Annotated in this window: 19 protein-coding genes; 4 read left to right on the top strand and 15 right to left on the bottom strand. The window is 69.1% G+C overall.

The features are described from left to right. Positions 1–28 precede the first annotated feature (28 nt). Complete coding sequence (locus AC5Y2S_RS08335) at positions 29–1,417, bottom strand: WS/DGAT/MGAT family O-acyltransferase (RefSeq protein WP_499955341.1); 1,389 nt, start codon at positions 1,415–1,417, stop codon at positions 29–31. 76 nt (positions 1,418–1,493) lie between these two features. On the opposite strand from AC5Y2S_RS08335, the gene AC5Y2S_RS08330 reads away from it, so the two are divergent. After that, entirely contained in the window at positions 1,494–2,141 is a 648-nt protein-coding gene (locus AC5Y2S_RS08330; protein WP_499955339.1) for a hypothetical protein, read from the top strand. A gap of 1 nt (position 2,142) precedes the next feature. Here AC5Y2S_RS08330 and whiA read toward each other — a convergent pair whose 3' ends face one another. The 9 genes from whiA to AC5Y2S_RS08285 form a co-directional block, all read right to left on the bottom strand. After that, the gene (gene whiA / locus AC5Y2S_RS08325) at positions 2,143–3,120 is read right to left on the bottom strand and encodes a DNA-binding protein WhiA (RefSeq protein ID WP_067014582.1); all 978 of its coding nucleotides are present in this window, start codon (positions 3,118–3,120) and stop codon (positions 2,143–2,145) included. After that, a complete protein-coding gene (locus tag AC5Y2S_RS08320; RefSeq protein ID WP_499955338.1) occupies positions 3,117–4,142 on the bottom strand; it encodes a YvcK family protein in 1,026 nt (341 codons plus the stop codon). The genes whiA and AC5Y2S_RS08320 overlap by 4 nt, the downstream gene beginning before the upstream one ends. Next, positions 4,139–5,014: an RNase adapter RapZ gene (gene rapZ, locus AC5Y2S_RS08315; protein ID WP_499955336.1), complete on the bottom strand. Its 876-nt coding sequence runs from the start codon at positions 5,012–5,014 to the stop codon at positions 4,139–4,141. Before rapZ ends, AC5Y2S_RS08320 begins: the two co-directional genes overlap by 4 nt. Beyond that, positions 5,011–6,954: an excinuclease ABC subunit UvrC gene (gene uvrC / locus AC5Y2S_RS08310; RefSeq protein ID WP_499955334.1), complete on the bottom strand. Its 1,944-nt coding sequence runs from the start codon at positions 6,952–6,954 to the stop codon at positions 5,011–5,013. The genes rapZ and uvrC overlap by 4 nt, the downstream gene beginning before the upstream one ends. A gap of 73 nt (positions 6,955–7,027) precedes the next feature. Continuing rightward, complete coding sequence (locus tag AC5Y2S_RS08305; protein ID WP_499955332.1) at positions 7,028–8,470, bottom strand: RNA-guided endonuclease InsQ/TnpB family protein; 1,443 nt, start codon at positions 8,468–8,470, stop codon at positions 7,028–7,030. A 473-nt stretch (positions 8,471–8,943) separates the two neighbouring features. Beyond that, the gene (locus AC5Y2S_RS08300) at positions 8,944–9,612 is read right to left on the bottom strand and encodes a hypothetical protein (protein WP_499955330.1); all 669 of its coding nucleotides are present in this window, start codon (positions 9,610–9,612) and stop codon (positions 8,944–8,946) included. 18 nt (positions 9,613–9,630) lie between these two features. After that, positions 9,631–10,095 carry a PH domain-containing protein gene (locus AC5Y2S_RS08295; protein WP_499955328.1) on the bottom strand — a complete coding sequence of 155 codons (465 nt, stop codon included), beginning with the start codon at positions 10,093–10,095 and terminating at the stop codon, positions 9,631–9,633. Further along, the gene (ribH, locus tag AC5Y2S_RS08290) at positions 10,092–10,574 is read right to left on the bottom strand and encodes a 6,7-dimethyl-8-ribityllumazine synthase (protein WP_499955326.1); all 483 of its coding nucleotides are present in this window, start codon (positions 10,572–10,574) and stop codon (positions 10,092–10,094) included. Before ribH ends, AC5Y2S_RS08295 begins: the two co-directional genes overlap by 4 nt. Then, positions 10,571–11,848, bottom strand: a complete 1,278-nt coding sequence (locus tag AC5Y2S_RS08285) for a bifunctional 3,4-dihydroxy-2-butanone-4-phosphate synthase/GTP cyclohydrolase II (protein ID WP_499955324.1) — start codon at positions 11,846–11,848, stop codon at positions 10,571–10,573. The genes ribH and AC5Y2S_RS08285 overlap by 4 nt, the downstream gene beginning before the upstream one ends. A 205-nt stretch (positions 11,849–12,053) precedes the next feature. Here AC5Y2S_RS08285 and AC5Y2S_RS08280 point away from each other — a divergent pair, with 205 nt between their 5' ends. Further along, positions 12,054–12,425, top strand: a complete 372-nt coding sequence (locus AC5Y2S_RS08280) for an Mtp family mycobacterial-type pilin (RefSeq protein ID WP_499955322.1) — start codon at positions 12,054–12,056, stop codon at positions 12,423–12,425. A 29-nt stretch (positions 12,426–12,454) separates the two neighbouring features. Here AC5Y2S_RS08280 and AC5Y2S_RS08275 read toward each other — a convergent pair whose 3' ends face one another. Then, complete coding sequence (locus AC5Y2S_RS08275) at positions 12,455–13,057, bottom strand: riboflavin synthase (protein ID WP_499955320.1); 603 nt, start codon at positions 13,055–13,057, stop codon at positions 12,455–12,457. Between the two features lie 84 nt (positions 13,058–13,141). Here AC5Y2S_RS08275 and AC5Y2S_RS08270 point away from each other — a divergent pair, with 84 nt between their 5' ends. Continuing rightward, a complete protein-coding gene (locus tag AC5Y2S_RS08270) occupies positions 13,142–13,849 on the top strand; it encodes an LppX_LprAFG lipoprotein (protein ID WP_499955318.1) in 708 nt (235 codons plus the stop codon). Next, positions 13,846–15,408 carry an MFS transporter gene (locus AC5Y2S_RS08265; RefSeq protein WP_499955316.1) on the top strand — a complete coding sequence of 521 codons (1,563 nt, stop codon included), beginning with the start codon at positions 13,846–13,848 and terminating at the stop codon, positions 15,406–15,408. Before AC5Y2S_RS08270 ends, AC5Y2S_RS08265 begins: the two co-directional genes overlap by 4 nt. Positions 15,409–15,411: 3 nt before the next feature. Here AC5Y2S_RS08265 and ribD read toward each other — a convergent pair whose 3' ends face one another. Genes ribD through fmt form a run of 4 tightly spaced genes read right to left on the bottom strand, consistent with a single transcriptional unit; the run spans position 15,412 to position 19,454 of the window. Continuing rightward, complete coding sequence (ribD, locus tag AC5Y2S_RS08260; RefSeq protein ID WP_499955314.1) at positions 15,412–16,440, bottom strand: bifunctional diaminohydroxyphosphoribosylaminopyrimidine deaminase/5-amino-6-(5-phosphoribosylamino)uracil reductase RibD; 1,029 nt, start codon at positions 16,438–16,440, stop codon at positions 15,412–15,414. After that, on the bottom strand, positions 16,437–17,126 hold the full coding sequence (rpe, locus tag AC5Y2S_RS08255; RefSeq protein ID WP_499955312.1) for a ribulose-phosphate 3-epimerase: 690 nt from the start codon (positions 17,124–17,126) through the stop codon (positions 16,437–16,439). Before rpe ends, ribD begins: the two co-directional genes overlap by 4 nt. A 37-nt stretch (positions 17,127–17,163) precedes the next feature. Next, positions 17,164–18,528: an RsmB/NOP family class I SAM-dependent RNA methyltransferase gene (locus tag AC5Y2S_RS08250; protein ID WP_499955310.1), complete on the bottom strand. Its 1,365-nt coding sequence runs from the start codon at positions 18,526–18,528 to the stop codon at positions 17,164–17,166. Beyond that, entirely contained in the window at positions 18,525–19,454 is a 930-nt protein-coding gene (gene fmt / locus AC5Y2S_RS08245; RefSeq protein ID WP_499955307.1) for a methionyl-tRNA formyltransferase, read from the bottom strand. The genes AC5Y2S_RS08250 and fmt overlap by 4 nt, the downstream gene beginning before the upstream one ends. Between the last annotated feature and the right edge of the window lie 134 nt (positions 19,455–19,588).

The following is a 19,588-nucleotide window of genomic DNA, read 5'->3' as shown; positions in this document are numbered from 1 at the left end:
AAGTCCCACAAAAAGCCGGTCTAGCCGATCACTCCTGCGCCGCGGCCTTCTCGAGCTCGGTCAGGGCCGGCTCGATGGCGCGGGCCATCTCGTGGATGTCATTGGCGACTTCGGGGGTGGTGACAAAGCCGAAGTCCAAGTATTTCTCGTAGGAGAAGCAAGTGATGTTCAGGGCAACGTCCATGACGGGCGGCCCGAGCGGCACCAACGACTCCAGCTTGGCGCCGGCCATGTACAGCGGGAACTGCGGACCGGGGACGTTGGACACAACAAGGTTGATGGGGGCCAGGTTTCGCGACAACCCGCTGGCCGTGTAGGCCCGCGCCGCCAGCTGCAGCAGCCCGGGCGGGGTGGTCTCGGTCAGCCCCATGATCTGGTGCGCGGACAACGCCTTGGCCATCAACTTGGCGCTCTGGGTGCTTTCGTGGATGGCCCTCAGCCGATCAGCGGGGTCTTCGATGTCGGTGGCCAGCGACGCGGTCATCGAGCTGATCTTGTTGCCGACGTCGCTCTTGCTTTCGTCGGTGCGCGTCGAGACGGGGATCTGCGCGATGAGCGGTTTGGCCGGCAATTCATCGTGCTTCATCAAGTACGTTCGGGCGGCCCCGGCCACGAGCGCCAGCACCACGTCGTTGAGCTTGACGCCGAAGGCGTCCTTGACGGCCTTGGCACGGTCCAGCTCGACGCGGCAGCCGGTGATCCGCCGGTGCGGAGACACCGGTGCGTTGAAGCGCGTCTTGGGCGCTTCGAAGTAGCGCGGCGGCTTGCTGCTGACGCCCAGCGCGGCGACCTGCTGACGCAGAGTCTGCTCCACCAGCCGGGCGATGCGGAAGGGCGTCTTGACGCCGACGTTGATCAGCGCGCCGATCGCGCGCCGCTCCACCCCCGGAAGCTGGAATCCCACCAACGACCCGACCGTCTCCTTTTGCGGCGGACGGGGTTCGGGCGTGACATCGAGCAGGATTTCGCCGAGCCCGGCGCCCGAGACGCCGTCGACAATCGCGTGGTGCATCTTGGTCAGCGTCGCGACCCGGTTGCCCTTGACGTTCTCGATTACCCAGAGCTCCCACAATGGTCGGGAACGGTCCAGCTTGTAGGACATCAGCCGACCCACCAGCTCGTCGACCTCGCGCCTGCCGCCCGGGGCCGGAACGGCGATGCGACGGATGTGGAAGTCGATATCGAGCTCTTCGTCCTCGACGAACCACGGCCGGTCCAGCCCGAGGGGCGCGCCGGTGACCCGCCACCGCAGCTGCGGCAGCTCGGGCAGCCGCTCGATGATCAGCTCGCGGACGCGTTCAAAGCTGTATTCGGGGGCATCGGTGAGATCGCAGATCGCGAGCGCACCCACATGCATATGCCAGCCCGCGGTTTCCGCAGACCAAAACGCCGCATCGACACTCGAAAGCCGCTTCATGCGATGACCGTAGCCCTCCCCGCCCGTCATGCCCAGCATCGCCGAACAATCTTCCGGTAGAGGTTATCCTCATGCCGTGCCAACGTTGGCCGCAAAGTTTGCAACCGCGGTTGCCGCGTGCGTACTGGCGTTGCTGCTGTCGGCATGCGCCGCCCTCTCCGCGACCGGGTACAACGAAGCCCGTGGCTATGACCAGGCGACGCTGAAGCTGGTGTTCTCCATTGACTCGGGGCAGTGCCTGAACAGATTCACCTATGACTCCAAGCTGGCCCCGTCGAAGCCGGCGGTCGTCGCCTGTGACAGCCCGGACGCCCGGATCCGCGATGACGGATACCACGCCAATGCGCCGCGCTGCATCCGGATTGACTACGAGTTGCTCACAAAGGACAGCAGGGCGTATTACTGCCTCAAATACCTGGCGCGCGTGGGGTACTGCTATCCCGCGCTGACCAATGCCGGGGCGCCTCCGACGGTGCTGTTGTACGCGCCGTCGGCCTGCGACGAGTCACTGCCGTCGCCGCGCGTGGCCCCCGGACTGGCTCTCGAGGACCAGATGCCGTCGGGCCGGCAGCAGTTCGCCAAGTTCGTCGTCACCGACATCAAGACCCCGGCCGACGGGCAACGCTGCGATTCTGCATCGGTGTCGCTGCAGCCCCCGGAAGAAATCGAGGGACCCGGCGTCCCACCCGCAGTCAGTCAACTCGTGTGCCTGGCCCCCAGGTGAGTTAAGCATCCTCCAACAGGTCAGGCGTCACCGCCGACTCGGTGTCCGGGATCCCCTCCACCTTCGCCTTACGGTCGGCCATCGACAGCAGGCGCCGAATGCGGCCGGCCACAGCGTCTTTCGTCATCGGCGGGTCGGCCAGGCGACCGAGCTCCTCAAGCGACGCCTGCCGGTGCTCGACGCGCAGCCGGCCGGCCGACGCCAAATGGTCCGGGACCGTGTCGCCGAGGATCTCCAGCGCCCGCTCCACCCGGGCGGCCGCCGCGACCGCCGCGCGCGCCGACCGGCGCAGGTTGGCGTCGTCGAAGTTGGCCAGGCGGTTGGCCGTCGCGCGGACCTCGCGCCGCATCCGGCGCTCCTCCCAGACCAGCCGGGTGTCCTGGGCCCCCATCCGGGTCAGCAGGGCACCGATCGCCTCGCCGTCGCGCACCACCACCCGGTCCGCGCCACGCACCTCGCGCGCCTTCGCACTGACCCCGAGCCGGCGCGCGGCCCCGACCAGCGCCAGCGCGGCCTCCGGGCCGGGGCAGCTGACTTCCAGGGCCGACGAACGTCCCGGCTCGGTCAGCGACCCGTGCGCCAAAAAGGCCCCCCGCCACGCCGCCTCGGCGTCGGCGACGCTGCCGCCGACGACCTGGGCCGGCAGGCCGCGCACCGGACGCCCCCGCATGTCGAGCAGGCCGGTCTGGCGCGCCAGCGCCTCACCGTCGTTGGCCACCCGCAGCACGTACCGGGTGCTCTTGCGAATCCCGCTGGCGGACAACACATGCACGACGGCGTTGTACCCGTACAACTCGAAGATGTCCTTGCGCAGCCGACGCGCGACGTTACCCAGATCCACCTCGGCCTCGACGACCACCCGGCCACCCACGATGTGCAGCCCGCCGGCGAACCTCAGCAGGGACGTGACCTCCGCGCGCCGCGCGCTGACCGACTTCACCACCAGGCGACTCAGCTCGTCCTTGACTTCGGTCGTCATCGCCACGCGTCGTCACCCCTCGTCTCAATGTCGACCGGCAGCTGCGCGGTGGTCCGATCCAAAGGGGCTCCTTGACCTTTGTGACCCGCTCGGACCCCGTCCAGCGCCGCCGCGAGCTTGCCCGGGTCATGTAAAGGTGTACCAGGTCGGGCCACGTCAGCGAAGTGGACCTCGGCTTGTAGCAGCGTCGCGGTGCGGCGCAGTTGCTCGCGCTCGCGTTCGCTGGGCACCCGTTCGGAGTCGATGATGATGTCGTGCACGGTGAAACCGGGTGCGTGCTGGGCCAGCACGTGCAGATGGCGCTCCACCGAGAAGCCGGCCGTCTCCCCCGGCTCCGCCACCAGGTTGAGCACCAGCGCGCGCCGGGCGGTGGTGGCCCGTAACGCCGTCGCCAGCCCCGGGACCAGCACGTGCGGGATGACGCTGGTGAACCACGAGCCGGGGCCCAGCACCACCAGGTCCGCCGCCATGATGGCGTCGACGGCCTGCCGGGTCGCCGGCGGGTCGGGCGGCAGCAGCCGCACCCGCCGCACCTTGCCGGGCGTGGTCGCGATCGCCACCTGGCCGCGGATCACCCGGAACATCCGTGGGTCGGCCTCCAGGCCGGACACGTCGGCCTCGATCTGCAGCGCGATCGGGCACATCGGCAACACCCGGCCCTTGACGCCGAGGATGCGGCCCAGCTCGTCGAGGGCGGCGACGGGATCGGCCAGCACCTCGTTGAGCCCTGCGAGCAGCAGGTTGCCGATCGGGTGCCCGGCCAGGGCGCCGGTGCCGCCGAATCGGTGCTGCAGGATGGTCGCCCACAGCCGCCCGTACGGGCTGTCAGATGCCAACGCCGCCAAGGCCATTCGCAGATCGCCGGGCGGGACGACGTCCAGTTCGCTGCGCAGCCGGCCCGACGAGCCGCCGTCGTCGGCGACGGTGACCACGGCCGTGACGTAGGGCGTCAGCCGGCGCGCCGCGGACAGCGTCGCATACAGGCCGTGTCCGCCCCCCAGCGCAACGATGCCTTCACTCATTCGCGACCCAGATCCCGGTGCAGCACCCGCACCGTCAGCTGCGGGTTACCCCCCAATCGCTGCATCAACGCCTCGGCGATCGCGACGCTGCGATGCTTGCCGCCGGTGCAGCCGATCGCGACCGTCATGTAGCGCTTGCCCTCCCGGCGGTAGCCGTCGACGACCAGGTTTAGCAATCGATGGTAAGCGTCGAGAAACTCGCCCGCGCCGGGCTGGCCCAATACGTAGTCGCGCACCGCGGGGTCCTGACCGGTGAGTGGGCGCAAATCGTCGACCCAGTGCGGGTTGGGCAGGAACCGGACGTCCATCACCATGTCGGCGTCCATCGGCAGGCCGTATTTGAAGCCGAAGGACTCGAAAGTGACGCTGGTCGTTCCGGCGCCGTTGCCGCCGAACGCGCGCTCGATGCTCTCCCGCAGGCCCCGCACCGACAGCGTGGACGTGTCGATGATCAGGTCGGCGGTGGCGCGGACCGGGGCCAGCATCCTGCGCTCGGCGGCGATGCCCTCGGCCAGGGTCTGGTCGCCCTGCAGCGGGTGGCTGCGCCGGTTCTGCTCGTAGCGGCGCACCAGCATGTCGTCGGACGCCTCCATGAACACCACGCGCGGGGTGATGCTGCGGGTGGCCAACTCGTTGCGGACCTCGTCGAGGTCGCCGGTGAAGCCGCGCGACCGCACGTCCATCACCACCGCCAGCTGGGTGATGCGCGAACCGGCGGCCAGCCCGAAATCGACCATGCGCGTGATCAGCTGAGGTGGCAGGTTGTCGGCGACGTACCAGCCGAGGTCCTCGAGCACCTTGGCCGCGGTGCCCCGCCCGGCCCCCGACAGCCCCGTCACCAGGACGACGTCGATACCCGCGTCGCCCGTCATTGCGGGTCCCCGGATTGTTCGGGTCGCAGCGCCTCGAGGACGGCCGTGGCCGTGGCCACGCCGATGCCCGGAACGGCGGTGATCTGGTCGACGGTGGCCTCCTTGAGGCGGGCTATCGATCCGAAATGCGTTACCAGCGCCTTGCGGCGATGTTCGCCCAATCCTGGCACCGAATCGAGCGCCGAGGCGGTCATTCGCTTGGATCGCTTGCTGCGATGGTAGGCGATGGCGAACCGGTGCGCCTCGTCACGCACCCGCTGCAGCAGGTAGAGGCCCTCGCTGTTGCGCGGCATGATGATCGGGTCCGGCTCCGAGGGCACCCAGATCTCCTCCAGACGCTTGGCCAGTCCGATCACCGCGACGTCCGTGACGCCGAGCTCGTCGAGCACGGCGCTGGCCGCGTTGACCTGCGGCGCGCCGCCGTCGACGACGTAGAGGTTGGGCGGGTACGCGAAGCGGCGCGATTTCCCTTCCGGGGAAAGCATATTGGGGTCCTGCTGCTCGCTGAGGTGGCGCGCGAAGCGGCGGCGGGTCACCTCGGCGATGGAGGCGACGTCGTCCGAGCGCCCCTGGCCCGCGGCCTCCCGGATCCCGAAGTGGCGGTAGTCCGATTTGCGGGGCAGGCCGTCCTCGAAGACCACCAGCGAGCCCACCACGTCGGTGCCCTGCACGTGGCTGATGTCGACGCATTCGATGCGCAGCGGCGCGTCGGCCAGGCCCAGCGCATCCTGAATGTTCTGCAGCGCGGCGGATCTCGCGTTGAAGTCGCCGGCGCGCTTCAACTTGTGTTGTTGCAGGGCCTCTTTCGCGTTGCGCTGCACGGTTTCGGCCAGGGCGCGCTTGTCGCCGCGCCGCGGCACCCTCAAGGTGACGCGCGAGCCGCGCAGCCCGGACAGCCAGCTGGTCAGCTCTTCGGAGTTGGACGGCAGGCACGGGACCAGCACCTCGCGGGGAACCGGGTTGGCGGCCTCGTCGGCCGAGCCGCCCAGCTCGGCCTGCTCGCCGTAGAACTGCGTCAGGAACTGCTCGACCAGCCGCTCCTCCCCGGAATCGCCGGGCTCCCCGGACTTTTCGACGATCCAGCCGCGCTGGCCGCGGACCCGGCCGCCGCGCACGTGGAACACCTGCACCGCCGCTTCCAGCTCGTCGTCGGCGAAGGCGACCACGTCGGCGTCGGTACCGTCGCCGAGCACCACGGCCTGCTTCTCCATGGCCCGCTTCAACGCCGACAGGTCGTCGCGAAGCCGCGCGGCCCGTTCGAAATCGAGCTGCTCGGCCGCGGCGTTCATCTGCTGCTCCAGGTCGCGGGCGAAGCGATCGGTCTTGCCGGACAGGAAGTCGCAGAAGTCCTCCACGATCTGGCGGTGCTGCTCGGCGCTGACCCTGCCGACGCACGGCGCCGAGCACTTGTCGATGTAGCCGAGCAGGCACGGGCGGTCGATCTGCTTGTGCCGCTTGAACACTCCAGCCGAGCACGTGCGCGCCGGGAAGACGCGGGTGAGCAGGTCCAGCGTTTCGCGGATTGCCCACGCGTGCGAGTAGGGGCCGAAATAGCGCACCCCCTTGCGTCGCGGGCCGCGGTACACCATCAGCCGCGGGAACTCCTCGTTGAGGGTGACGGCCAGCACCGGGTACGACTTGTCGTCGCGGTAGCGGACATTGAAGCGCGGATCGAATTCCTTGATCCAGTTGTATTCCAGCTGCAACGCCTCGACTTCGGTGTTGACCACCGTCCACTCGACCTTGGCCGCGGTGGTCACCATCTGGCGGGTTCGCGGATGCAGGCCGGCGACGTCGGCGAAGTAGGACGTCAGCCTGCTGCGCAGGCTCTTGGCCTTGCCGACGTAGATGACGCGCCCGTGCACGTCCCGGAACCGGTAGACGCCGGGCTCGACCGGGATGGACCCGGGCGCGGGGCGATACGTTGCGGGATCTGGCACGTACTCAGGCTAAAGCGTGTCGACCAACTCCTGTGAGTTGGTCAGCACCGCCGTTCTCGGGCGATCATCGGTTTCACGCCGCAGGAGCAGTGTGAAAGTCAGTTCCCGCGTCAACCGGGCTGGTTTCACCGGCACGTGAGGAGTGCCGGTCAGCGCCGTCCCGTCGGCGGGCATTGGTAGCCCGGCCTCCGTGCTTGGGGGTCCGGGGATCGAGGTGATGCTTTTCGCCCCATAGGGCGAGGTTTGTTGCAGCGTTGGTGTCGCGGTCGGCGCGATATCCGCACTTGCATGTGAATATGCGATCAGCCAGTGTCAAATCAGCGTGGATGGCACCGCATTCCAGGCATAACCGTGTCGATGGAAACCAGCGATCTGCGACGACGAACTCGCCGCCACGCCACACCTGCTTGTACTTCACAAGACGGGCGAATTCGGCCCAGCCGGCATCGGAGATAGCGCGGGCCAGCCGGTGGTTGGTTAGCATCCCGGACACGTTGAGGTTCTCGAAGACGAGCCGGTCGTGGGTCTTGACCAGCGCGTTTGCGACTCGATGTAGGAAATGCCGGCGGATATTCGCGACATGATGGTGGTGACGCGCCAGCCTCGCTGCGACGTCACGGCGGTTGCGCGATCCTTTCTGTTTGCGGGACAACAATTTCGCCAACCGCCGCTGTTTCTTCATGCCGGCGGCCAGGGCTTTCGGCGCATCTCGAACGCGGGCGACTTCGGTTCCATCGGTACGTGCGGCCACTAAGAACGCCGACAAGCCCCGGTCCACACCGACCCACCCGCCTTGCTCGTCCGGTCGACGCTTCGGGTGGTGGTGGGCCGGATGCAGGTCCGCGACCTCCGCGTTCAATGACACCCACCAGCGGCCTGCGCGATGGCTGACGGCCGCGTACAGAATTCTGGCGCGGTCCTTGCCGATCATGCGCCGCAACCTGCGTGTGTCGTCATGCACGCCGATCAGTCCGATGCCTGGGAGGGTCAACGAGCGAGGCCGGTTGCCGTCGCCGACCCGAATCGCCGGCGCTCGACCCTTGCGATATCTGTTGCGCACCCGAAAGGACCGTAGACCGCCGCTTTTCTTCTTAAAGCGTGGGAAGCCAACGCACTTGCCCCGACGTTTGCCTGATCGGGAATCTGACCATGCCGACAGTGCACGCCCGCAGTCCACGGCGGCTTCCTCAAACACCTGTTGACATACCTCGGCCCGCCACACGAGGCCAGTAACCACAGTCTCGGCTACGCCATCGCTGCCGACCGCGAAGACCCGGCCGGCGTCCTCGGTTGTCTTCCACCCATTAAACACATTGATCAGATCAAACCCGGTCCACGGCACCTCGACGCTGGGATTGGTCTTGCGTTCGGTGAGAGCGGTTTTCACCATCCCTAGGCATTGATTGAATGCGAACCGCGATGCGCCAGCATACCGGGCCAACAGCTCAGACTGCTCGACCGTTGGATCGAGACAGAAGCGAAACGTGGTGTGCCTAGACATCTCAACGCTGAGCATTCCAGAGCCTACCGACACAATCGGGCCAACCGTGATGTAGCGCCCCTCGGTCAGCCGAGGTGATTACTGCGGCCTCTCCGCGTCGCCCGTTCCCACCAGTCGATGGACTGGCTGTCGCCCGCCATTTGATCGAGGAGGTGGGCGACGAACTCGGGGTGTGTTCCGCCGCCCTCGGACCAACAGAACTTCAACAGCTCGCGTGCAGCCCGGTAATAGTGGTGGATCGTCTCATCGACGGTGTAGGCGTCTACCTCGCCGACGCGGTAGCGGTCGAGCGCGACCGCACATGTTCGATGAGCTTGGCCAGTCGCGTGTGGTGGTAGGTGGCTACGCGTTGGCGCGCGGCCCGCCGTTCGGCCTTCGTCCCCACAGCGAGACGATATCGCGATTTGGGGAGGGTCGGCACACGAGCGAAATTGACGTCGATGGGGTCGCCTCATAGGTCGGCAACTGCATCGCGCATTGGGTCACGGTCAGGCGGTCCGGCGGTCGAGCTGTGCCTTGCGCTTCGACGCCCAGTCCTTCATCGGAAATCCGGGCTTGCTGTCACAGGCCGACAGCATCAGGGCGACCCGCCGTAACACCGCCAGCCCGTAGTCACACGTCCACTTCGGATGGGTCATGGTCCAGACCAGGACCCCGTCGTCGGTGGTGCCGAAGAAGCTGAGCCGCATCGGCCGAAACGCCCCGGCGGGCGACATCCCGACGGCTTCGCCATGGCATTTGGCGATGGCGGCGAAGCCCTTCGACACCACGTCGTGGGCTTTCACCGCCTTGTCGTAGACGTCGACCGACTCGGCGTATTGCGCCGCGCCGCCGACACGGTAGGCCGACTCCGCGTGCTCCGCCGAGCCGGGAGGCACCAGCGGGGAACCCTTGAACAGCAGCGCCGCCGAGCATTCCGGTGGCCGCGCGCTGGTGAAGTAGTTGTCGCCCAGCGGATTCGCGGTCGCCGGGCCGAAAGGCGTGCTATCCCCGTCGGGCAAGAGCAGCTCGCGCGCCGGGATCGCCAGGTGCGCATTCGCGAGGATCCCCGGCTGACCGGGGGCCCGCACCGCTCGACCCGCCACCGAGGTTGCGCAAGAGCTCACCAGCACCGCGGCGATGACCAGCGCGGCAGCCGCCCGCACGTGACGTGCCATCGGGCGATGGTACAGCGCTCAGCTGGCGTCTGCGCGATATCGCGCGAGCAGCGACCGCACGGTATCCATCGCTTCCACGGCGCGCTCCTTGTCGACGGCCTGGATCGCCATCAGCGGAACGTACTCGTCGTCGGGCAGGTCGATGCGGGCCCACCGCCGGCCGGCGGGAAACGACACGCCGACCACATCCGACCAGGGAATCAGCTTGTACCCGAGGAGGTTTCGCACCGAAAGCCCGGCCGGACCCACCCGCAGCCGTGGGCGCGCGAACAGCAGCACGCCGCCGGCGATCACCAGCCCCAGGACGGCTATCGCCACCTGATCGGAGGGGTGAAAGATCACCCCGCTGGACTGGATCGTGAGCAGCAGGCCCACCACGATGTGCGCCGCGGCGATCAGAAACGCGGCGATGTAAACGAATAACGGCGTGCGGTGGGGACGCAGCTCGACATCCCAGACCTCGCGGCTCGGCGGCGACGTCACGACCGAGCGCGCAGGTCACGCAATGTCAGGGCGGTGGCGAGGGCCGCCCCGGTAGCCTGGGCGCCCTTGTCCTCGGCCGATTCCGGAAGGCCGGCCCGGTCCAGCGCCTGCTCCTCGGTGTCGGTGGTCAGCACCCCGTTGGCCACCGGCGTGGAGGCGTCCAGCGACACCCTGGTCAGCCCCTGGGTGACCGCGTCACACACGTAGTCGAAATGCGGTGTCTGGCCACGGATTACGACGCCCAGCGCGACGACGGCATCGTGTTTGCGGGCCAGCTCCTGCGCGATCACCGGGATCTCGATCGCGCCGATCACCCGGACCACCGTCGGGTCGTCGATGCCGGACTCGGATGCCACCTTGCGGGCACCGGCCAGCAGCGCGTCGCAGATTTCCGCGTGCCAGGTACTGGCCACGATTGCCAGCCGCAGGCCGGACGCCTGCAGCGGCGGCACGTCCGGGACGCCGGCGGCAGGGCTCACAAAGCACCGCCGAATTCGCCTGGCAAGTGCACGGATTCATGGAAGTCGTCGAGCCCGGCCAGGTCGTGACCCATCTTGTCGCGCTTGGTCATCAGGTAGCGGATGTTCTCGGCGTTGGCCCGCACCGGAAGCGGCACCCGCTCGATGATGTGCAGCCCGTACCCGTCCAACCCGACCCGCTTGGCCGGGTTGTTGGTCAGCAGCCGCATCGAGCGCACGCCGAGGTCGACCAGGATCTGCGCGCCGATCCCGTAATCCCTTGCGTCGGCCGGCAATCCGAGCTTGAGGTTGGCGTCGACGGTGTCGTCCCCGGCGTCCTGCAGTTGGTAGGCCTGCAGCTTGTGCATCAGCCCGATGCCGCGGCCCTCGTGGCCGCGCATGTACAGCACCACGCCGCGCCCCTCGCGCGCGACCATCGCCATCGCCGCGTCCAGCTGGGGCCCGCAGTCGCAGCGGCGCGACCCGAAAACATCACCGGTCAAGCATTCGGAGTGCACGCGCACCAGCACGTCGTCGCCGTCGGCGTTGGGGCCGGCGATCTCGCCACGGACCAGCGCCACATGCTCGACGTCCTCATAGATGCTGGAGTAGCCGATGGCGCGAAACTCCCCGTGCCGGGTCGGGATCCGCGCTTCGGCGATGCGCTCGATGTGCTTCTCGTGCTTGCGCCGCCACTCGATGATGTCGGCGATGGTGATCAGCGCGAGGTCGTGCTCGTCCGCGAAGACCCGCAGCTCGTCGGTCTGGGCCATCGAGCCCTCGTCCTTCTGGCTGACGATCTCGCAGATCGCGCCCGCGGGTTGCAGCCCCGCCATCCGGGCGAGATCGACGGCGGCCTCGGTGTGGCCGGGCCGGCGCAACACGCCGCCGTCCTTGGCGCGCAACGGAACCACGTGACCGGGGCGGCTGAAATCCTCGGCGATGCTGGCGGGGTCGGCCAACATCCGCATGGTGGTGGCCCGATCGGAGGCCGAAATCCCGGTGCCTACGCCTTTTCTCGCATCGACGGTGACGGTGTAGGCGGTCCCGTGCTTGTCCTGGTTCACCGCGTACATCGGCAGCAGCCCAAGCCGGTCGCAGATCGCTCCGTCCAGCGGTACGCACAGGTATCCCGAGGTGTAGCGGACCATGAAGGCCACCATCTCCGGCGTCGCCTTCTCGGCCGCGAAGATCAGGTCGCCTTCGTTCTCGCGTTCCTCGTCATCGATGACGACGACGGCCTTACCGGCCGCAATGTCGGCAACCGCCCTCTCGACGGAGTCCAACCTCGTCATCTGTGCTGCCTTGCTGTCGTTTGGGCCATGGGAGCGGCCCAAGTGTTGCATCCAGTATGAACCACCACGGCAGCGCCGTTATTGCCACGGCTTTTCTGCCCGAAACCGGCCCTCGCGTAAGCCGCATGTAAGCCCCGGCTATGAGCCACGTGTGAGGGACGACGGATGCCGTTTTGGTCGCATTATTAAGGGAAATCCGAGAGACATGAATACAAACACGCAAACCAAGACATGGGTTCGCCTGTGCACCGGTGCGTTGGCGGCCGGCGGAATGGCCGCGGCCGCGCTGGGGCTGACGTCGGGGACCGCCCAAGCGGCACCTCCCCCCGCACCCGTGAAGCACTACCACTGGTGCCCGGGCGACCAGTGGAACCCGGGTTGGGGTCCGTACCAGAACTGGAACAACTGCCGTGACTGGGACGACAACTACGGCGGACCTGCGGGGTACGGCGCCCCTCCGCCGTGGGCGCGGCCGATGCCCCCGCCGCCGCCGTGGGCGCCGTGGGCCCAGGTCGTGTGGAATGCCCAGTTCAACGACTGGGGCTTCTGGGACGGCCCCGTGTGGCGCGGGCTGTAAACGCGGGACCTAAGCGCCCGCGGTAGGGCTTATTTAGCCGACATCAGCCGCTCAACATATTTCGCGATGACGTCGACCTCGAGGTTCACCTGGGTTCCGACGGGGGCACGGCCGAGGGTGGTCAGTTCCCGCGTCGTCGGGATCAGCGAGACCTCGAACCAGTCCCGCGGCTCCGCGCCCAGCCCGGACACCGTCAGGGAGATTCCGTCGACGGTGATCGACCCCTTTTCGACGACGTAGCGGGCCACCGCCGCGGGCACCTCGATCCGCACGACCTCCCAGTGCGCGGACGGGGCGCGGGACACGACCTGGCCGGTGCCGTCCACGTGCCCCTGCACGATGTGTCCGCCGAGGCGGCTGTTGACGGCCGCGGCGCGCTCGAGATTGACGCGGCTGCCGACCTGCAACTCGCCCAGGTTCGACCGGCTCAGGGTCTCGCCCATCACGTCGGCGGTGAACCGGCCGTCCGGCAGCAGCTCGGCGACCGTGAGGCACACGCCGTTGACGGCGATCGAATCGCCATGCCCGGCATCGCCGGTCACCATCGGCCCGCGGATGGTCAACCGCGCGGCGTCGGCGAGCATCTCGCGGCCGGTCACCTCCCCGAGCTCCTCGACAATTCCGGTGAACATTGCACCAGGTTATCGGGCCGATACGCGGCCGGGCGGGCCCCGTGTTCGAAGAGCCGGTCACGGGCACCCTCTACGATGCAGGGTATGCCGACTCGCCACCGTCTACTGGCCGTCCTCGCTTCCCTAACCCTCGCCTCCGCCCTTGTCGCCGGGTGCTCGTCGGGCCCGAAGGTGAGCGGCGGGCCGCTGCCCGACGCCACGAACCTGGTCAAGCAATCCGCCGCATCGACCAAGAACGTCAAGAGCGCCCACCTCGTTATAAAGGTGAACGGCAAGATTCCGGGGTTGCCCATCAAGGTGCTGACGGGTGACCTCACCAACGCACCGGCCACCGCGGCGTCCGGAAACGCCACGCTCACCGTCGGGGGGTCCGACATTCAAGCCGACTTCGTCGTCGTCGACGGCGACCTGTACGCGACGCTCACGCCGAACAAGTGGAGTGACTTCGGCAAGGCGTCCGACATCTACGACGTCTCGGTGATCCTGAACCCGGACACCGGGCTGGCCAACGCGCTGAACAACTTCACCAACGCCAAGGCCGAGGGGCGCGACAACATCAACGGGCAGGAAGCGGTCAAGATCAGCGGGAACTTCTCCGCGGACGCGGTGAACAAGCTCGTTCCGCAGTTCACCGCATCGGGACAGGTGCCGGGCACCGTGTGGATCCAGGAGAACGGCGACCACCAGTTGGTGCAGGCCAGCCTGGAGAAGAGCTCGGGCAATTCCCTGCAGATGACCATGTCCAACTGGGGCGCGCCGGTCACCGTCACCAAGCCCCCGGTGATCTCGTGAGGACTCAGGCGGGACGCCGCGTCGCGATCAGCGCCGGCAGCCTTGCGGTGCTGCTGGGGGCCCTCGACACCTACGTCGTGGTCACCATCATGCGCGACATCATGTCCGACGTCGGCATCCCGGTTAACCAGCTGCAGCGGATCACCTGGATCGTGACGATGTACCTGCTGGGCTACATCGCGGCGATGCCCCTGCTGGGCCGGGCGTCGGACCGGTTCGGCCGCAAGATGCTGCTGCAGGCCGCCCTGGCCCTGTTCATCGTGGGGTCGGTGGTCACCGCACTGGCCGGTCAGTTCGGCGACTTCCACATGCTGATCGCCGGCCGGACCATCCAGGGCGTGGCCAGCGGCGCGCTGTTGCCGGTCACCCTCGCGCTGGGCGCCGACCTCTGGTCGCAGCGCAACCGCGCCGGCGTGCTGGGCGGCATCGGCGCCGCGCAGGAGTTGGGCAGCGTGCTGGGCCCGCTGTACGGCATCTTCATCGTCTTCGTGTTCCACGACTGGCGATACGTGTTCTGGATCAACGTCCCGCTGACGCTGATCGCGATGGTGATGATCCAGTTCAGCCTGCCCTCGCGGGATCGCACCGAGGCGCCGGAACGGATCGACCTGGTCGGTGGCCTGCTGCTGGCCGTCGCGCTGGGCCTCGCGGTGATCGGCCTGTACAACCCGAACCCCGACGGCAAGCAGGTGCTGCCGAGCTACGGGTTGCCGTTGGTGATCGGCGCGATCGTCGCCGCGGTGGCCTTCGTGGTGTGGGAGCGGTTCTCGCGCACCCGGCTGATCGACCCGGCCGGGGTGCGCTTCCGGCCCTTCCTCGCGGCGCTGGGCGCCTCGTTGGCGGCGGGCGCGGCGCTGATGGTGACGCTGGTGGATGTGGAGCTGTTCGGGCAGGGCGTGCTGCAGATGAACCAGAACCAGGCTGCCGGGCTGCTGCTGTGGTTTCTGATCGCGCTGCCGATCGGCGCGGTGCTGGGCGGCTGGATCGCCACCCGCATCGGGGACCGGATCATGATCTTCGTCGGGCTACTCATCGCCGCCTACGGGTACTGGCTGATTCACTACTGGCGCGAAGACATCATGGGGCACAAGGTCGATGTCTTCGGGTTGTTCAGCGTGCCGACGATCCACGCCAACCTGCTGGTGGCCGGCCTCGGCCTCGGCCTGGTGATCGGACCGCTGTCGTCGGCGGCCCTGCGGGTGGTCCCGGCCGCGCAACACGGCATCGCCTCGGCGGCGGTGGTGGTGGCCCGCATGACGGGCATGCTGATCGGTGTCGCCGCGCTGACGGCCTGGGGCTTCTACCGGTTCAACCAGATCGTCGCCGGGTTGACGGCGGCGATCCCGCCGGACGCCACCCTGCTGGAACGCGTGCTCGCGCAGGGCACGATGTACATCAAGGCGTTCGCGGCGATGTACGGCGACATCTTCATGGTCACCGTCGGCATCTGTGTGGTGGGCGCGCTGCTGGGCCTGCTGGTCAGCGGCCGCAAGGAGCACGCCGAGGAACCGGAAGTCGCCGAGGAGCCGGCCGAGGTCAACCCGGCGCCCGCCCCCTGAGCGCTAGCCGCCCTGCGGCACCAGGCTGAGCACCAGATCGGGCCCCGCCCGGTCGACCCCGTCGAAGTGCCAGCGCAGCGCGCGCGCGATGGTGGGCACCCCCACGTCGTCGACGGCCGTGATCGGGCCACCCACCAGCATGGGCGCCATGTAGGCCAGGATGCGGTTGACCGCCCCCGCGCGCAGGAAGGCGCCCGCGAGGGTGGGGCCGCCTTCGAGCAGGACGTCGGTGCGATCCGACAGCGCCTTGATGACCTCCATCGGATCGTGGGTGCGAATCACCATGGTGCGCGAATCGTCGTTGAGAACCTTTGCCTCCGGCGGTATTTCGCGCATGCCCACCACCACTCGCAACGGTTGACGGTTGGCCAGCGAGCCGTCGGCCAGCCGCGCGGTGAGCGCCGGGTCGTCGGCCAGCACCGTGCCGGTGCCGACCACGATGGCGTCGGCGATGGCGCGCCGGCGATGCAGGTCCAACCGGGAGGCCTCGCTGGAGATCCACTGGCTGGTGCCGTCGGCGGCGGCGCTGCGCCCGTCGACGCTGCTCGCGTACTTCCACGTCACATGCGGCAGCCCGGTCCGCACCTTGTGCAGCCACTCGCGCAGCGGCCCGGCGGCCACCTGATCCGCCAGCACCCCCGACCGCACCTGCACCCCCGCGGCCTGCAGCCGGCCCGCGCCCCCGCCCGCGATCCCGTTGGGGTCGCCGACGGCGTAGATGACCGTGCCCACCCTGGCCTCGATCAGGGCGTTGACGCACGGCGGCGTCTTGCCGTAGTGGTTGCACGGCTCGAGGGTGACGAACGCGATGCCGCCGGCGGCCAGACCGCCGGCCCGCCGCAACGCCAGCACCTCGGCGTGGTCGCCACCGGCGGGCTCGGTGGCGCCGACGCCGACGACGTGGCCTTCGGGGTCGACGATCACGCATCCGACCGGCGGATTCGGGTAGGTGGTGCCCTTGACCTGGTAGGAGTGTTCGATCGCCAGGCGCATGGCCGCGTCGAGGCTGTCGACCGACTGGGGCTGGTTCATGCGCGCAGGTGCGCTGACGCGGCGACGGCCTGTCGCCGCAACGCCTCGACCGCGGCCTCCGGGTCTGCCGCCCCGTACACCGCCGACCCCGCGACAAAGCAGTCGACGCCGGCCTCGGCGGCCTGCTCGATGGTGTCCTCGTTGATGCCGCCGTCGATCTCGACCAGGATCGTCAGCTCCCCCGCCTCGATCAGCTTGCGCGCGGCGCGGACCTTCGAGAGCACCTCGGGGATGAAGCTCTGGCCGCCGAAGCCGGGCTCGACCGACATGATCAGCAGGGTGTCGAAGTTCGGCAGGATTTCGAGGTAGGGCTCCAGCGGGGTGCCCGGCTTCACGCTGATCCCGGCCTTGGCGCCGGCGGCGCGGATGTCGCGGGCCACCCCAACCGGATTGCCGGTGGCCTCGGCGTGGAAGGTGACGTTGTAGGCGCCCGCCTCGGCGTAGGGCGGCGCCCACCGGTCCGGGTCCTCGATCATCAGATGGCAATCCATCGGGATGCTGGTGGTTTTCAGCATGGCCTCCACCACGGGCAGCCCGATGGTCAGGTTCGGCACGAAATGGTTGTCCATCACGTCGACGTGCAACCAGTCGGCGCCGCGCACGGCGGCGGCTTCGTCGGCCAGTCGGGCGAAATCGGCGGCCAGGATCGACGGAGCGATCAGCGCTTTACCGCTATTGCCAGGCATGTGCGCCACATTACTGAGCCGAACGGCCATCATCACTTCAGGCGCGGCGCAGCGCGGCGGCGAACATCGCGTCGGTGCCGTGCCGGTGTGGCCACAGCTGCACCGCATTTGCCTCCCCGAGCCCGGTGACGGGCTCGAACAGCGGCCGGGTGTCCAGCTCGGACACCGGATGGCGGCGCAGCGCGTCGCCCACCACCCCAACGGTTTCCGCGAGGTGCGGCGAGCAGGTCGCGTACAGCACCACGCCGCCGGGCCGGGTCAGTGCGATCGCGGCGGCCAGCAGCTCGCGTTGCAGCTTGGCCAGCGCCGGCACGTCGGCCGGCCGGCGCCGCCACCGGGCTTCCGGGCGGCGGCGCAACGCGCCCAGCCCGGTGCAGGGCGCATCCACGAGCACCCGGTCGAAGCCCGGCTCGAGGCCGCTCTGGCGCCCGTCGACCCGCAGCACGTCGACCGGCAGCCCGCGGGTGTTCTCCTCGACCATCTCGGCGCGATGCGGCGACGGCTCCACCGCCGTGACGCGGGCCCCGGACTGAAAGCCCAGCGCGGCCAGCAGCGCGGTCTTGCCGCCCGGCCCGGCGCACAGGTCCAGCCACCGCCCGGTGTCGCCGTCGACCGGCGCCAGCGTGAGCGCGCGGGCCACCAGCTGGCTGCCCTCGTCCTGGACCAGCGCGGTGCCGTCGCGCACCGGCGCCAGCCGCCCGGGATCCCCGCCCGGCAGGTACACCGCGTACGGCGAGTACCGGCCGACGGTGCCACCCACCGCGTCGGCCAGCTCGGCGGCGGTCAGCACCCCGGGCCGGGCCGCCAGGTGCACCTGGGGCCGGGCGTCGTCGCTGGCCAGCACCGCGTCGAGTTCGGCGGCGGCGGCGCCGAGCGCGTCGGCGAAGGCCTGCGCGATCCAGCGCGGGTGCGCGTGCACGAACGCGGCGTGCCCGACCGGATCCCGCGCCGGGTCGGGGGCCAGCTCGTCGACCCACGACTTCTCGTCCCGGGCGGCGATGGTGCGCAGCACACCGTTGACGAATCCCGCTCGGGCGGAATCGAATTCGATGCCGGCCTGATCGACCGTGGTGGAAAGCGCGGCGTGCGCGTCGACCCGGGTGCGCAGCAGCTGATAGGTGCCGAGCCGGAGCAGGTCGAGCAACACCGGGTCGATGGCCTCCGGCGATCGCCCGGCGGCCGCGCCGATGACCGCGTCGAGCAGGCCCCGGGTGCGGCAGGTGCCGTAGGTCAGCTCGGTGGCGAAAGCGGCGTCGCGGCCGGTGATTCCGCGTTGGCGCAGCAGCGCGGGCAGGGCCAGGTTGGCGTACGCGTCGCGCTCGCTGACCGCCCGAAGCACCTCGAACGCGGCGGCGCGCGCCGGGTCCAGCGGCCGGCGCGACTTGCGCGGTTTGCCGCTCACGACGCCCGCGCGGCGGCGTCGAGGCGGGCGCCGCGCGCCCAGTCGACGGCGTTCATCAGCTTCTTGCCGGGCGGCTGAATCTGGCCCAGCCGCACCGGTTCCGAGCCGGTGCCGATCCACACGTTCTTGCGGTCGGCGTGAATGGCGCCGGGCGCCAACGGCATCGGGGCCTCTTCGATTTGCACGGGTCCGAGCTTGACCCGCAGGTCGCCGATGAGCGTCCAGGCGCCGGGGTTGGGCGTGACGGCGCGGATCCGGCGCTCCACCACCGGCGCCGGCAGCTCCCAGCGCACCCGGGCAGCTTCCACGCTGATCTTCGGTGCCATGCTGATCCCGTCGGCGGGTTGCGGCCGCGGCGTCAGCGTCCCGTCGGCGATGCCGTCCAGCGTGGCCGACAACAGCGCCGCCCCCGAAACCGCTAGGCGCTCAAGGAGATCGCCCGCGGTGTCGGTCGGCCGGATCGTCTCGGTCACCACCCCGTACACCGGTCCCGAGTCCAGGCTCGGTTCGATCCGGAAGGTGGTCGCCCCGGTGATGGCGTCCCCGGCGGCGATCGCGGCCTGTACCGGGGCCGCGCCGCGCCAGGCCGGCAGCAGCGAGAAGTGCAGGTTGATCCAGCCGTTCGGGGGAACCGCGAGCAGGTGGTCGCGCAGCAGCGCGCCGTAGGCCACCACCGGGCAGCAGTCCGGCGCCAGCTCGGCGAGCTCGGCGACGAACTCCGGCGAATTGGGCCGCGCCGGACGCAGCACCGGGATGCCGCGGTCGAGCGCCTCGCGGGCCACCGGCGACGGCTGCGGCTTGCCGTGCCGGCCGGCGGCGGCGTCGGGCCGGGTCAGCACCGCCACCACCTCGTGCCGGGACGAGTCGACGAGGCGGCGCAGCGCGGGCAGCGCGGGTTCGGGGGTGCCGGCGAAGACGAGGCGCACGGGCACAAGTCTAGGAACCACCGGATCTCCGCAGGACACGCCCAGGCTTCACACAGTTGCGTCAGTATATTGTTTCCTATTGCTATTATTTCTAGCGGTAAGAGTCAACGACTGCCCCTGCCGCGCCCGCGACC

It is taken from the genome of Mycobacterium sp. NGS69 (genome assembly GCF_059812165.1).
The sequence above is the reverse complement of the archived record's forward strand: the minus strand, read 5'-3'. Positions and strand labels throughout refer to the sequence as shown.

Bases quoted from the DNA above. Each gene is read 5' to 3' on its own strand.
- AC5Y2S_RS08335 (WP_499955341.1), bottom strand. From the start codon at position 1,417: ATGAAGCGGCTTTCGAGTGTCGATGCGGCGTTTTGGTCTGCGGAAACC.
- whiA (WP_067014582.1), bottom strand. From the start codon at position 3,120: ATGACGACCGAAGTCAAGGACGAGCTGAGTCGCCTGGTGGTGAAGTCG.
- AC5Y2S_RS08320 (WP_499955338.1), bottom strand. From the start codon at position 4,142: ATGAGTGAAGGCATCGTTGCGCTGGGGGGCGGACACGGCCTGTATGCG.
- rapZ (WP_499955336.1), bottom strand. From the start codon at position 5,014: ATGACGGGCGACGCGGGTATCGACGTCGTCCTGGTGACGGGGCTGTCG.
- AC5Y2S_RS08305 (WP_499955332.1), bottom strand. From the start codon at position 8,470: ATGCTCAGCGTTGAGATGTCTAGGCACACCACGTTTCGCTTCTGTCTC.
- AC5Y2S_RS08300 (WP_499955330.1), bottom strand. From the start codon at position 9,612: ATGGCACGTCACGTGCGGGCGGCTGCCGCGCTGGTCATCGCCGCGGTG.
- AC5Y2S_RS08285 (WP_499955324.1), bottom strand. From the start codon at position 11,848: ATGACGAGGTTGGACTCCGTCGAGAGGGCGGTTGCCGACATTGCGGCC.
- AC5Y2S_RS08280 (WP_499955322.1), top strand. From the start codon at position 12,054: ATGAATACAAACACGCAAACCAAGACATGGGTTCGCCTGTGCACCGGT.
- AC5Y2S_RS08275 (WP_499955320.1), bottom strand. From the start codon at position 13,057: ATGTTCACCGGAATTGTCGAGGAGCTCGGGGAGGTGACCGGCCGCGAG.
- AC5Y2S_RS08270 (WP_499955318.1), top strand. From the start codon at position 13,142: ATGCCGACTCGCCACCGTCTACTGGCCGTCCTCGCTTCCCTAACCCTC.
- ribD (WP_499955314.1), bottom strand. From the start codon at position 16,440: ATGAACCAGCCCCAGTCGGTCGACAGCCTCGACGCGGCCATGCGCCTG.
- rpe (WP_499955312.1), bottom strand. From the start codon at position 17,126: ATGCCTGGCAATAGCGGTAAAGCGCTGATCGCTCCGTCGATCCTGGCC.